At 75.2% G+C, this 13,831-nt stretch carries 10 protein-coding genes; 6 read left to right on the top strand and 4 right to left on the bottom strand.

What is annotated here, in order from left to right; genetic code table 11:
• The first annotated feature begins 16 nt into the window (after positions 1-16).
• Complete coding sequence (gene glgX / locus MQV74_RS31095) at positions 17-2,125, top strand: glycogen debranching protein GlgX (RefSeq protein WP_242725203.1); 2,109 nt, start codon at positions 17-19, stop codon at positions 2,123-2,125.
• On the opposite strand, the gene MQV74_RS31090 is transcribed toward glgX, so the two are convergent.
• Complete coding sequence (locus tag MQV74_RS31090) at positions 2,100-3,431, bottom strand: MFS transporter (RefSeq protein WP_242725200.1); 1,332 nt, start codon at positions 3,429-3,431, stop codon at positions 2,100-2,102. The genes glgX and MQV74_RS31090 overlap by 26 nt on opposite strands.
• A gap of 81 nt (positions 3,432-3,512) precedes the next feature.
• Between MQV74_RS31090 and treY the strand changes: the two genes are divergently transcribed.
• Positions 3,513-5,927, top strand: a complete 2,415-nt coding sequence (gene treY / locus MQV74_RS31085) for a malto-oligosyltrehalose synthase (protein WP_242725196.1) — start codon at positions 3,513-3,515, stop codon at positions 5,925-5,927.
• 179 nt (positions 5,928-6,106) lie between these two features.
• Positions 6,107-7,357 carry a M14 family zinc carboxypeptidase gene (locus tag MQV74_RS31080; RefSeq protein WP_374120719.1) on the top strand — a complete coding sequence of 417 codons (1,251 nt, stop codon included), beginning with the start codon at positions 6,107-6,109 and terminating at the stop codon, positions 7,355-7,357.
• A gap of 54 nt (positions 7,358-7,411) precedes the next feature.
• Here MQV74_RS31080 and MQV74_RS31075 read toward each other — a convergent pair whose 3' ends face one another.
• Positions 7,412-7,972 carry a DUF1707 and FHA domain-containing protein gene (locus MQV74_RS31075; protein WP_242725193.1) on the bottom strand — a complete coding sequence of 187 codons (561 nt, stop codon included), beginning with the start codon at positions 7,970-7,972 and terminating at the stop codon, positions 7,412-7,414.
• Between the two features lie 120 nt (positions 7,973-8,092).
• Here MQV74_RS31075 and treZ point away from each other — a divergent pair, with 120 nt between their 5' ends.
• Positions 8,093-9,862, top strand: coding sequence for a malto-oligosyltrehalose trehalohydrolase (gene treZ / locus MQV74_RS31070; protein ID WP_242725190.1), 1,770 nt, complete (start codon positions 8,093-8,095; stop codon positions 9,860-9,862).
• Between the two features lie 59 nt (positions 9,863-9,921).
• Positions 9,922-10,902: an aldo/keto reductase gene (locus MQV74_RS31065; protein ID WP_242725187.1), complete on the top strand. Its 981-nt coding sequence runs from the start codon at positions 9,922-9,924 to the stop codon at positions 10,900-10,902.
• A gap of 11 nt (positions 10,903-10,913) precedes the next feature.
• On the opposite strand, the gene MQV74_RS31060 is transcribed toward MQV74_RS31065, so the two are convergent.
• Positions 10,914-12,041 (bottom strand): aminopeptidase P family protein, encoded by a 1,128-nt coding sequence (locus MQV74_RS31060; RefSeq protein WP_242725183.1) that lies wholly within the window; start codon positions 12,039-12,041, stop codon positions 10,914-10,916.
• Positions 12,042-12,325: 284 nt separating this feature from the next.
• On the opposite strand from MQV74_RS31060, the gene MQV74_RS31055 reads away from it, so the two are divergent.
• Positions 12,326-13,081 (top strand): metallophosphoesterase, encoded by a 756-nt coding sequence (locus MQV74_RS31055; protein WP_242725179.1) that lies wholly within the window; start codon positions 12,326-12,328, stop codon positions 13,079-13,081.
• Positions 13,082-13,099: 18 nt separating this feature from the next.
• On the opposite strand, the gene MQV74_RS31050 is transcribed toward MQV74_RS31055, so the two are convergent.
• Positions 13,100-13,783, bottom strand: coding sequence for a PDZ domain-containing protein (locus MQV74_RS31050; RefSeq protein WP_242725177.1), 684 nt, complete (start codon positions 13,781-13,783; stop codon positions 13,100-13,102).
• Positions 13,784-13,831: the final 48 nt, after the last annotated feature.

The raw sequence follows: 13,831 nt of genomic DNA, 5'->3' as shown, positions 1-13,831 counted from the left end.
TGGAAGAGTCGTGGACATGCAGGTCTGGCCTGGGCAGGCGTATCCCCTCGGCGCCGCGTACGACGGCGCCGGTACGAACTTCGCGGTCTTCTCCGAGGCCGCGGATCGCGTCGAACTGTGCTTGCTGCACGACGACGGCTCGGAGACCGCGGTGGAACTCCGCGAGTCCGACGGCTTCGTGCGGCACGCGTACCTGCCCGGCGTCATGCCGGGCCAGCGGTACGGCTTCCGTGTGCACGGCCCGTACGAGCCCGCGCGCGGGCAGCGCTGCAATTCGGCGAAGCTGCTCCTTGACCCGTACGCGCACGCGGTGAGCGGCGCGGTGGACTGGGGCGAGGAGGTGTACGGCTACCGCTTCGACGCCCAGGACGAGCGCAACGACATGGACTCCGCGCCCCACATGATGACCTCGGTGGTGGTCAACCCGTACTTCGACTGGGGCGACGACCGCCCGCCGCGCACGCCGTACAACGAGACCGTGATCTACGAGGCCCATGTGAAGGGCCTGACGATGCTGCACCCGGAGCTGCCGGACGAGCTGCGCGGCACCTACGCGGCCCTCGCCCACCCTGCGGTCATCGAACACCTGACGCGGCTCGGCGTGACCACCCTGGAGCTGATGCCGGTCCACCAGTTCGTGAACGACCACCGACTCGTCGACATGGGCCTGAACAACTACTGGGGCTACAACACGATCGGATTCTTCGCCCCGCACAACGCGTACGCCTCCTGGGGCGACCGCGGCCAGCAGGTCCTGGAGTTCAAGTCGGCGGTGCGCGCCCTGCACGAGGCGGGCATCGAGGTCATCCTGGACGTCGTCTACAACCACACGGCGGAGGGCAACCACCTCGGCCCGACGCTGTCGTTCCGGGGCCTGGACAACGCCTCGTACTACCGCCTGACGGACGACCCGCAGTACTACATGGACACCACCGGCACGGGCAACTCGCTGCTGATGCGCCATCCGCACGTGCTCCAGCTGATCATGGACTCGCTGCGGTACTGGGTCACCGAGATGCACGTGGACGGCTTCCGCTTCGACCTCGCGGCGACCCTCGCCCGGCAGTTCCACGAGGTGGACCGGCTCTCCTCGTTCTTCGACCTGGTGCAGCAGGACCCGGTGGTGAGCCAGGTCAAGCTGATCGCCGAGCCCTGGGACGTCGGCGAGGGCGGCTATCAGGTGGGCAACTTCCCGCCGCTGTGGACGGAGTGGAACGGCAAGTACCGCGACACCGTGCGGGACCTGTGGCGCGGCGAGCCGCGCACCCTCGCGGAGTTCGCCTCGCGGCTCACCGGCTCCTCGGACCTGTACCAGGGCGACGGCCGCCGCCCGCTCGCCTCGATCAACTTCGTGACCTGCCACGACGGCTTCACCCTGCACGACCTGGTGGCGTACAACGAGAAGCACAACGAGGCCAACGGCGAGGACAACCAGGACGGGGAGAGCCACAACCGCTCCTGGAACTGCGGCGCCGAGGGCGCCACGGACGACCCCGAGGTCCTCGCGCTGCGCGCCCGGCAGCTGCGGAACTTCCTCGCCACTCTGATGCTGTCCCAGGGCGTGCCGATGCTCAGCCACGGCGACGAGTTCGCCCGCACCCAGGGCGGCAACAACAACGCCTACTGCCAGGACAACGAAGTCGCCTGGGTGCGCTGGCCGGACGGCGAGAGCACCCTCCTGGAGTTCACGCGCGCGATGGCGTGGCTCAGGCGCGACCATCCGGTGTTCCGCAGGCGCCGGTTCTTCCACGGGCGCCCGGTGGAGGGCACCCACGACGAGCTGTCGGACATCTCCTGGTTCACGCCGGAGGGCGCGGAGATGGCCGGGGAGGACTGGGACGCGGCGCAGGCACGGGCCCTGACGGTGTTCCTCAACGGCAACGCGATCTCCGAACCGGGGCCGCGCGGCGAGCGGATCAGCGACGACTCGTTCCTGCTGATGTTCAACGCCTCCCCGGACCCGTTGGAGTTCGTGGTGCCGGTCAACCAGGGACAGCAGTGGCAGGTGGTGGTCGACACCGCGCGCGAGGACGGGGTGCCGCCGGGGACGGGGGCCAAGGTGCGGGCGGGCGAGCGCGTGACGCTGACCGACCGCAGCCTCACGGTGCTGCAGCGTCCGGCGTAGGCGCCTCGGCGGCGCGGTCCCCGCGTGCGGGGGCCGCGCTCCCGTCGGGGACCGCGCTCCCGTCCGGGGCCGCCTGCGGGCGCGCGGCCAGGGCGACGGCGCAGGCCACCGCGGCGGCCGCGCTGCCCAGCGCGAACGCGGCGCCCGGGCCGTGGGATTCGGCGAGCCGCCCGGCCACGGCGAGCGTGACCGCCTGGCCACCGACGAAGGCGCTCGCCGCCCCCGTCATGCCCTCGGCGACGCGCCGCCGGGGCACGGCCCGCTCGGTCAGGGCGAAGCCGGTGACGAGGTTCGGGGCGTAGACCGCGCCGAAGACCGTCACGACGGCGTACAGGCCCACCAGGCTGTGCGTCCACACCAGCGGGAGCGACAGGAGCACGGCGGCGGCCGTGGCGGCGCGCCAGCGGCCGTACAGGCCGAAGCGGTCCGGCAGCGCGGCCATGGACAGGCCCGCGACGGCGCTCATGACGCCCATCACGGCGTAGACGAGCCCCGCGTGGCCCGGCGCGCCGAGCTCCTCGGTGAGCGCCGCGATCCCGGCCCCGCAGGCGCCGAGCAGCACCCCCAGGAAGACCAGCCCGGCGCGGACGACGTACACCGTGCGCGGGAGCGCGGCGCGTGCCCCACGCGCGCGTGGGGCGGCGGCCGGGGCCACGGCCCGCGCCGTCGGGTGCAGCGCGAAGCCGGTGCCGCAGACGGCGACCAGGAGGGCCGCGACGGCGAAGGCGTACGCCGGGTGGCCCGCGACGGCGGCGAGGCCGACGAGGGCGGGCCCGAGCACGAAGGACAGTTCGTCGAGCGTGGACTCCAGGGACAGCGCGGCGTTCACCAGGCCGGGCGGGGCGTCCTCGCGGCGCAGCAGCGCCACCGCGCGGGCGCGGGCCAGCGGACCGATCCCGGGCACGCTCGCGCCCGCCAGGACCGCGAGGGCGAGCAGGACGGGCGTGGGCGGCCGCAGCAGGGCGCCGAGCGCGCAGGCGGCGACGGCGACGGCGTTGAGCGCGGCGAAGGCGAGGACGACCGGCCGCTGCCCGCGCCGGTCGGCGAGCCGCCCGACGAACGGCCCGGCGGTCACCTGCCCGAGGGCGAGGGCGCACGCCACGGCTCCTCCGGTCGCGAGCGAGCCGCTGGTCTCGCTCACCAGGAGCACGCTGCCGAACTGGATCACGGCGACGGGCAGCCGCCCCAGGAACGAGATCACCAAAAGCGCGGCCCCCGTGACCGCGAGCACCGCCCGGTAGGAGTCGGCGGTGCGCCGGACCCGGCCGTACCGCACGCCCCGTGCGCACCGCGCCTTCTCAGTCATCGTCGGACGCTATCGACGCTCCCTGGAACCCACGCATGCGTCGAAGGCACAAAAGCCGCCCGGGCGGGTACGTACGTTCGCATGACGTCTCCGCGCCCCGCGCCCGATGTCCCGCAGCCGCCGACCGCCACGTACCGGCTGCAGCTGTGTCCGGAGTTCCCCTTCGCGGCGGCCGAGGCCGCGGTGCCCTATCTGGCCGCGCTCGGGGTCTCGCACCTGCATCTGTCGCCGGTCCTGGAGGCGGTGCCCGGCTCCGCGCACGGCTACGACGTCGTGGACCACGCGCGCGTGCGGGGCGAGCTGGGCGGCGAGGCGGGCCTGCGGGCGCTCGCGCGCGCGGCGCGGGCGGCCGGACTCGGCCTGGTCGCGGACATCGTGCCGAACCACATGGCGGCCGACCCGCTGCACAACCGCGCGCTGTGGGAGGTGCTGCGGGACGGGCCCGCGTCGCCGTACGCGCGCTGGTTCGACGTGGACTGGGCGGCGGGCGGCGGCAGGCTGCTGCTGCCCGTGCTCGGCCACCGGCTCGGCGCGGACCTCGCGCACCTGCGCGTCGACGGCGAGGTGCTGCGCTACCACGACCGGGTGTTCCCGCTGCGCGCGGGCACCGAGCGGCTGCCGCTGCCGCGGCTGCTCGACGCGCAGTGGTACCGGCTCGCCTGGTGGCGGCTCGCCCGCACCGAGCTCAACTACCGGCGCTTCTTCACCATCTCGGACCTGATCGCCCTACGGGTGGAGGACCCTGAGGTGTTCGAGGCGACGCACGCCACGGTCCTCGGGCTGCTCGGCGAGGGCGTCCTCGACGGCCTGCGCGTCGACCACCCGGACGGGCTCGTGGACCCGGGGGCGTACCTCGGGCGGCTGCACGAGGCGACGGGCGGGCGCTGGACGGTCGTCGAGAAGATCCTGGCCGACGGCGAGCGCCTGCCCGCGGCCTGGCCGGTGGCGGGCACCACCGGCTACGACGCGCTGCGGCACGTCGACGGGGTGCTCACGGACGAGGAGGGCGCCCGCGAACTGGGCGGCCGCTACCGCCGGTTCGCCGCGCCGCCCGCCGACCGGGGCGGCGACTGGCGGGCGACCGTGCGGCGCGCCGCGTACAAGGTCGTCACGCGGGAGCTGGCCGCCGAGGTGGAGCGGCTGACGCGCGAGGCGGACGCGCTGTGCGCGACGGACCCCGGCCTCAGGGACCACGCCCCGTGGGCACTGCGGACGGCGCTGCGGGAGCTGCTCGTGCGCCTGGAGGTCTACCGTCCCTACGCGCGCGGGGGCGCCGACCCCGCGACGGTCCTGACGGCGGGCGCGGCCGCCGAGGCCAGGCGGGTCTTCACGGTGCCCGAAGAGGCCGAAGCGGTCGACGCGGTACGGGACTTGGCGCTCGGCAGGCGGGGCGACGACGAGCGGTGCGCGGCGTTCCGGGCGCGCTTCGCGCAGACGGCGGCGGCGCTGCGGGCCAAGTCCGTCGAGGACACCGCGTTCTACCGGTACGTGCCGCTCCTGTCGGCGGCCGAGGTGGGCGGCGAGCCGGGGCGGCCCGCGCTCGACGTGCCGGAGTTCCACGCGTACTGCGCGCGCGTGCGGCGCGACTGGCCGTACTCGGGCACGGCCCTGACGACCCACGACACCAAGCGCAGCGCCGAGGTGCGGGCGGGCATCAGCGTGCTCACGCAGGCCCCCGAGCGGTGGGACGCGCTGCTCGCCGAGGTGACGCGGCAGTCCACGCGGGCACCCGATCCCCAACTGGCCTGGGCCGCCTGGCAGACGGCGGTGGGCTTCGCCCCGGCCGCGCGCGCCGGGTCCGGCGACTACGGCGGGCGGCTTCGGGAGGCCCTGCTGAAGCACGTGCGGGAGGCGGGCCTGCACACGAGCTGGACGGAGCGCGACGAGGGCTACGAAGGGGCCGTGACGGCGTTCCTGGCGGCGGGCCCGTGCGGCCCTCCGCTGGACGCGGTGGCCGGGTTCGCGGCCGAGCTCGCCCCGCACGCGCGCGTGAACGTCCTCAGCGGCGCCCTGCTGCACCTGACGATGCCGGGCGTGCCGGATCTGTACCAGGGCACGGAGCGCGCCTTCCACGCCCTGGTCGACCCCGACAACCGGCGCCCCGCCACCTTCGACGCGGACCTGCTGGAGGGGCTCGGCACGCGGCGGGACTCCTGGGACCTGTCGGACGAGAAGCTGGCGGTCACCGCGGCGGCGCTGCGGCTGCGGGCGCGGCGGCCCGGCCTGTTCGGGGGCGGCAGCACGTACGAGCCGCTGACGGCGTCCGGGCCCTGCGCGCCGCACTGTCTGGCCTACTGCCGCTCCGGGGGCGTGGTGGTGGCCGTGACGCGGCTGTCGCTGCGCCTCGCGGACGCGGGCGGCTGGCGGGACACGGCCCTTTCGCTGCCCCAGGGGGCGTGGACCGATCTGCTCACTCCGGGGCGCGAGTTCGCTGGGTGCACGCGCGTGGACGAGCTGCTCGCGCCGCTTCCGGTGGCTCTTTTGGAGCGCGTCTGACGGCGGGCGCCGGGGGCACGCTCCGCCCGGAGCGGGGCATACCGCCTCGTGGATGGGACGGATGGAGCGAGCGGAGCCGTGTGTACCAGGCGTGGGCTCCGTGGAGCCCGCCTTCGGGGTGCTTGACACGCGTACCGCCGCGTGGCGTACTGCGGATTGCGTCAGCGGACCAGTCGGGGGTGAGTCAACTGGCGGCGAACCGCTATCCCAGTGTTCCCGAACTCGTCGTGTCCGCGCGGGAGCTGGCGGCTCACCGTCCTGATCTGTGCACGCTGCGCCAGGTCGGCTCCTCGCGCGCGGGCCGCCCCCTGCACCTGCTGTCCGTCGGCCACGGTCCGCGCGCGGTGCTCGTGGTGGCGGGCGCGCACGCCAACGAACCCACGGGCGGCTCGACCCTCGTCGCCCTCGCCGAGTGGACGGTGCGCGACGCCGCGCTGCGGGCCGACACGTCCTGGAACTTCCTGCTGTGCGCCGACCCGGACGGCGCCGACCTGCACCGCACTCCGGCGCCGCGCACCCTCCTGGACTACCACCGGCACTTCTTCCGCCCGGCGGGCCCGGAGCAGCCCGAGTGGTCGCCGTCCGTGCTTCCGCCGGACCGGCTGCCGCCCGAGACCCGCGCCCTGAAGGGCGTCATCGACGAACTGCGGCCCTACTTGCAGGTGTCGCTGCACTGCACCGACCTCGGCGGCAGCTGGGTGCAGCTGACCCGGGACATCCCCGGGCTCGCCGCGCCGTTCGCCGCGTCGGCGGCGCGCCTCGGCATTCCGGTGGAGACGGGCGCGTCGGACGCGGCGGGCTGGCCGGTGTCGGGGCCCGGCGTCCACGTGCTGCCCGGGCCCGGCTCGGCGGCCGCCTATCCGAGCCTGCCGGAGGACGCCCGGCACACCACCTGGCACCACGCGCACCGCTACGGCGGCGTGACGGCCATCGTGGAGGTGCCGATGTGGGCGAGCGACATGGTGGACGACATGGCCGTGCACCCGGCGCCCCGGGCGGCCCTGCGCGGCTTCGCCCGGCGCCTGCGGCACGACGCCGGGCTTGTGGAGGACGTCCTCGGCGACGCGCTGCCCCGGCTCCCGGGCGCGGACGGGCCGCTGTTGCGGGCGGCCCGGTGGGCGCTCGACCTGGTGCCGGGGCTCGCCGACGACTGGGGCCGACTGCCGCCCGCCGGGACGTCGATGGCGTACATCGGCAGCGTGGACGCCTTCGGGCGGCGCCTTCCGCTGCGGGCGGCCGCGATGCTCCTTCGCGTCCTCCGGGAGGCCGACGACCGGGCGGCGCCCCGCCTCGACCACCTGGTGACGCGGTGGAGCGAGGCGTTCGCCGACCGGTTCGAGGCCCGCTGGGTACCGCTGGAGCGCCAGGTCGAGCACCAGGCGCGCACGGCGGTGGAGGCGGCCCGGCACGCGCGCGTACGGGACGTGTGAGGGGCGTCCGGAAGGGGCCGGGCTCTCCTGGGGAGGGCGGCCGGCGCGCGGGCCTCAGGCCGCCGCGAGGCAGAACGACATGTGGCCGAAGGAGACCTGGTCCCCGTCCTGCACGACGGCGGCGCCGATCACCCGGCGGCCGTTGACGGACGTGCCGTTCGTGGAGCCGAGGTCGCGCAGGACCCACAGGCCGCCCTGGTGGATCAGCTCGGCGTGGACGCGCGAGACGGTGTCGTGGCTCAGCCGCAGGCCGTTCGCCGGGTCCCTGCCGATGCGCAGCGGATACGCTCCCGGCGCCGGGAGCAACAGCTTGGGCAGCTTCTCCGCCTGCCAGGCCCGGCGCAGCTTCACCCCGAAGCCGGAGACCGCGCCGACGGTGGCCAGCGCGAGCCGCGTCCAGCGGTTCTCCGTGCGCAGATCGGCGGTGAGCACGGCCAGTTCCTGCCGCTTGCGGGCGGCCAGCGCCAGCTCCATGCGGCGGACGAACGTGTCGTGCGAGAGGCGGCCGAGGGCCGCGCCCTCCCTGAGCACCTCCAGGGCCCGCTCCCGCTCGGCGTCGCTCACCCGTCCCGCCTGTGTGTCGTACTCGGGGGAAGCCGCGGAAGAAAGGGTCACGTCGACGATTGTCGGCCAGCTCAGCCCGGGTGTCCAGAATCGGCCGAACTCCTCCGCCGCGATCACTTCTGGCGCACCATGGAGGGACGGCGACACAGGGGCCAACGAGGGGGGCTGCCGGTGAGGTTCGAGGTGTGGGCACCGCGCGCGGAGCGGGTCGACCTGGTCCTGGAGCACCCGGGGCCGGGCGGCGCCGAGGGCGGCACGCGCGCCCTGGCGCGCGAACCGGGGCGCCCTGGCTGGTGGGCCGTTGAGGCGGCGGCCGAGCACGGCACCCGGTACGGCTTCGCGCTCGACGGCGGCCCCGTGCTGCCCGATCCCCGTTCGGCCCGGCAGCCGGACGGGCCCGACGGCCTGAGCGCCGTCGTCGACCACACGCGGTTCGGCCGGCGCGCGCCGTGGCCGGGGCGCGGCCTGCGGGACGCGGTCCTGTACGAGCTGCACGTGGGCACGTACACGCGCGCGGGGACCCTGGACGCGGCGGCGGAGCGCCTCGACCACCTGGTGGACCTGGGCGTCACGCACGTCGAGCTGATGCCGGTGTGCCCCTTCCCGGGGCGGCACGGGTGGGGCTACGAGGGGGTGTCGCTGTGGGCCGTGCACGAGCCGTACGGCGGGCCCGACGCGCTGAAGCGGTTCGTCGACGCGGCCCACTCCGCGGGTCTCGGCGTGGTCCTGGACGTGGTGCACAACCACCTGGGCCCGTCGGGGAACCATCTGCCCGCCTTCGGGCCGTACTTCACGGACACGCACCACACCCCGTGGGGCGCCGCCGTGAACCTGGACGCGCCCGGCTCGGACGAGGTGCGGGCGTACCTCGTCGGCAGCGCGCTCGCCTGGCTGCGGGACCACGGCGTGGACGCGCTGCGCCTGGACGCCGTGCACGCGCTGTGCGACACCCGGGCGCGGCCCTTCCTGGAGGAGCTGGCGACGGCCGTCGACACGCTCGCCGCCGAGCTCGGCCGACCGCTCGGGCTCATCGCGGAGTCGGACCTGAACGACCCGCGGCTCATCACGCCGCGCGCGGGCGGCGGCCTGGGCCTCGACGCCCAGTGGAGCGACGACTTCCACCACGCGCTGCACACCGCGCTGACCGGCGAGTCCCACGGCTACTACGCGGACTTCGCCGCGGCCCCCTTCGCGGCCCTGGAGAAGACGCTGACGCGCGGCTACTTCCACGACGGTACGTACTCCAGCTTCCGGGGCCGGGCGCACGGGCGCCCGCTCGATCGCGTACGCACGCCCGCGTACCGGCTGGTCGGCTACGCGCAGACGCACGACCAGGTCGGCAACCGCGCGCAGGGCGACCGGCTCTCCGCGACGCTCTCCCCCGGGCTGCTGGCGTGCGCGGCCGCGCTGACGCTGACGGGTCCCTTCACGCCGATGCTGTTCATGGGCGAGGAGTGGGCGGCCTCGACTCCGTGGCAGTTCTTCACCGACCACACCGACCCCGAGCTCGCGCGGGCCGTACGGCAGGGCAGGCGGCGGGAGTTCGCCGCGCACGGGTGGGCGGAGGAGGAGATTCCCGATCCGCAGGACCCGGCGACGCGGGAGCGTTCCTGTCTCGACTGGGCCGAGCGCGAGAAGGGCCACCACGCGCGCGTGCTCGGCTGGTACCGCGAGCTGATCGCGCTGCGCCGGGAGCGGGGCGACCTCACCGACGCCGATCTGGCCGCGGTGCGCGTCGCCCATGACGCGGGGGCGCGCTGGTTCGCCGTGCGGCGCGGGGACCTGCGGATCGTGGTGAACCTCGCGAAGAGCGCCGTCGAGGTCCCGTTGGGCGTGCGCCACGCGCGCGTGCTCGCCGCGTGGGAGCCCGTCGAGGGCCCGGACGCGGACGGGACCGTGCGGCTGCCCGGCGAGTCGTGCGCGGTGCTCGCCGTGGAGTAGCCGGGGGCCGTGTCGGCGCCCCGGCATAGCCTGGTGGCGACTTCGAGGAGGGCACGACGATGGAACAGCGGCGGCTGGGGAGCACGGGACTCCGGGTCAGCGAACTGTGCTTCGGCGCCATGATGTTCGGCGGCGGGGCGGACGAGCGGGTCGCGCACGCGATGCTGGACGCGTTCACGGAGGCGGGCGGCACGTTCATCGACACCGCCGACGCCTATGGCAACGGCGTGTCGGAAGAGGTGCTCGGCCGCTGGCTCAAGGGCCGCGTACGGGACGACCTGGTGATCGCCACCAAGGTGTTCCTGCCGACGGGCGAGGCGCCGAACGCGCGCGGCCTCGGCCGCAAGCACGTCCTGGCGGCGGTGGACGCGAGTCTGCGCCGCCTGGGCACCGACCACGTGGACCTGTACCAGACGCACGTGTGGGACGCGCACACGCCGATCGAGGAGACCCTGTCCACGCTCGACACCCTGGTGCGGGCGGGCAAGGTCCGCTACCTCGGCGTGAGCAACCACAGCCCCGCGCAGCTGCAGAAGGCCCGCGACGTGGCCCACGCGCGCGGCTGGGAGCCGTACGTGTGCCTCCAGCCGATCTACAACCTGCTGGCGCGCGAGGCCGAGTGGGAGCTGCTTCCGCTGTGCCGCGCGGAGGGTGTCGGCGTCATCCCGTACAGCCCGCTGCACGCGGGGTGGCTCTCGGGGAAGTACCGGCGCGGCATGGCCGCACCGCCGCAGGGCGCGCGCGGCGGCGGGCAGTGGGACGAGCGGGCCACGGAGGCGACCTGGCGGGTCGTGGACGCGGTACTGGCTCTCGCCGAGGAGACAGGGCACACGCCCGCGCAGGTCTCCCTGCGGTGGCTGCTCCAGCGGCCGGGGGTGACCGCGCCGATCGTCGGCGCGCGATCCGTGGAGCAGCTCACCGACAACCTGGGCGCGGTGGGGTGGACGCTCGACGCGGACCAGCTGCGGCGCCTCGACGGGGCGAGCGCCCGGCCGCTGCCGCCGCCCTACGACGTCCTCGCGCACTTCGCCCAGGGCTGAGCCCGGCCGCCTCAGTTCACGACGGCCATCTCGCGCGGGGTGTTGTTGAGGCGTCGGCCGCCGTCCTCGGTCACCGTGACGATGTCCTCGATGCGGACGCCGAAGCGGCCCGGCAGATAGATGCCGGGCTCCACGGAGAAGCACATGCCGGGCACGAGCGGCTGCTCCTCGCCCTCGATCATGTACGGCGGTTCGTGGGTGGTGACGCCGATGCCGTGCCCGGTGCGGTGGATGAAGTACTCGCCGTACCCGGCGTCGGTGATGACGGCGCGCGCCACGCGGTCGACCTCCTGGCAGGCGATGCCGGGGCGCACCGCGCGGCACGCGGCGTCCTGGGCCTCGCGCACCACGTCGTGCACGCGCCGCTCCTCGGCGGTGGGCTCCCCGACGTGCACGGTGCGCGAGGTGTCGGAGCCGTAGCCGTGCTTCAGGCCGCCGAAGTCGAGGACGACCATGTCGCCGTGGGCGATGACGCGGTCGCCCGCCTCGTGGTGCGGGCTCGCGCCGTTGGGCCCCGAGCCGACGACGGTGAAGTCCACCTGTTCGTGCCCGAACCGCCGCAGCAGGTCGGCGAGGTCACCGGCGACGTCGGTCTCCTTGCGGCCCGCGAACGGGACCTTCTGGATCTCCTCGTACGTGGCGTCGGCGGCGGCCCCCGCGGCGGTGAGGCGCTCCAGCTCCGCCGCGTCCTTGACGGCCCGCAGCATCGGCAGGGCCTCGGTGAGCGCGACGTAGGAGCTGCCGGGCAACTGCCGCTGCATGCCCAGCAGATGGAGCGCCCAGGCGTTGTCGCTCACACCGAAGCGGCCGTCCTTCGCGAGCAGCGGGGCGGCCACCCCGTACGGGTCGGCGCCGTCGGTCCAGTCGCGCAGGGTCAGCGCGGACGCGCCCGCCGCACGCGCGGCGTCCGGGGCCTCCAGGGTGGGCACCACGAGCACGGGGTCCTGGCCGGGGGCGAGCACGAGCAGGGTGAGCCGCTCGGTGTCGGCGGGCACGCGGTAGCCGGTCAGCCACACCAGATCGGGTCCGGGCGCGACGAGGACGCCCGCGAGGCCCGCCTCGGCGGCGGCGCGCGCGGCGCGGTCCATCCGGGCGCGGTAGTCGTCGGCGGTGAACGGCACGGGCGTGGCCGGGGTCATCGGGCCTCCTGAAGCATCTGCGGCGGCTGCCCGCGGCGGTCCCGGGGGCAGGGATCTTCCCCAGCATCCTGCCCTCGCGCCCCGCACGGCGCGAGCGGGTATCGCGGCCCGGACGGCCCCGCCCGCGCACTGCCGCGCGCCGGGGCAGGCCACCGGTTCCCAGGTGGCTGTTCCCCGGACCCATGACTAATGGTTAGATGCGGCACATCCATTAGTTCGAGGCCGGGCCCGGGTGCGGACAGGGGCACTTGGACGGCGCCCGGGGCATGGGAGGGACGTACGACATGCTGGTACTCGCGCAGATCAGTGACCTGCACCTGGACGGCGGCGCACGGGCGACCGAGCGCGCCGAGCGCGTCATGGAGCGGCTGCGGGCGCTGCCCGGGCCCGTGGACGCGCTGCTCGTGACCGGCGACATCGCCGACCACGGCGAGGAGGCCGAGTACAAGGAGGCGGCGCGCCTGCTGTTCACCGACGCGCCCTGGCCCGTACTCACCTGCCCCGGCAACCACGACCGGCGCACGCCCTTCCGCACCGCCCTGCTCGGCGAGCCCGCGACGAGCGCGTCCGAGGCCCCGGTGAACAGCGCCCACCGCGTCGGCGGCGCCGAGGTCCTCCTGCTCGACTCCAGCGTGCCGGGCCACGACCACGGGCTGCTCGACGAGACGACGTACGCCTGGCTGGAAGACCGGCTCGACGCCCTCGACGGGGAGACGCCGGTGCTGCTCGCCTTCCACCACCACCCCGTGCCCGTGCACCATCCGCGCCTGGACACCGCGTGGCCGCTGCGCGAGCCGTACCGGCTGCGGGCGCTGGTGGAGCGCCGCCCGGAGATCGTGGGCCTGATCATCGGGCACGCGCACACGCCCGCAGCGACCACCTTCGCGGGGCGGCCCCTGCTCGTCGGGCCGGGCGTGGTCTCGACGCTGCGGCTTCCGTGGGAGGGCGAAGGCCTGGTCGACCTGGACGCCCCGGCGGGGTTCGCCCTCCATGTCCTGGACGACGAGGGGCGGTTGACGTCCCACTTCCGCGTGGTCTGACGGTCCCGCCGCGCGCCCTCAGGTGGTGAAGCCCGGGGTGACCGTCAGGGTCCTGCGGGAGCCGGTCGGATGACGCGCTGTCAGAGTGACGTTCCTGCCGGGGCGTGCCGCGGCCACCGCGCGGACGAGGTCCGCCGCCGTGCGCACCCGGGCGCCGTCGAACGCGACGACGACGTCGCGCCGCATGAGGCCCGCCGCGTGGCCGGGGCCCGGCACGTGCACGCCGACGAGCAGCGCGCCGCCCGCCGCCGGGGCGTCGGCCGCCTCGACGCCGAGGACCATGCGCGGGCCCGGGGAACGGAGCGTCTGCGGCCGCGGGCCCGACGGGGCGGCGGCCGTGGCGGTCCTGTCGGTGGACCGCGCGCCGGAGGCCGACTCGCCGGAAGCCGTCCCGCCCTTGGGTTGCCCGCCCGCGGACCGCGCGCCGGGGGGCGCGTGTCCCGGCGCTCCGGGAGGTGCGCCCGCGCCTGCCTGGCGCTGCATCTCCGCGAGGCTGCTCATGCCGATGACGGTGGCGCCGACCGTGCCGAGGCCCACCCCGGTGAGCACCAGGACCGTCGCGCACAGCAGGCCGAGCAGGAGCGTGGTGAGCCGCTTGCCGCGGCGGCGCGCGGCGTGCGGACGGGGGCCCTTGGCGGATCTCCCGCTCGTGGCGGGCTCCCGTCCGGGCATGGGCTTGGGACGCAACGCGGTCTGTTTCATGGCTCGCCTCCGGCCACAGCCCTACCCGGCGTGACCCCGCGCGACGAT

Origin of the sequence: Streptomyces sp. AN091965 (assembly GCF_022698285.1) — a bacterium.
GTDB lineage: Bacteria > Actinomycetota > Actinomycetes > Streptomycetales > Streptomycetaceae > Streptomyces.
The sequence above is the reverse complement of the archived record's forward strand: the minus strand, read 5'-3'. Positions and strand labels throughout refer to the sequence as shown.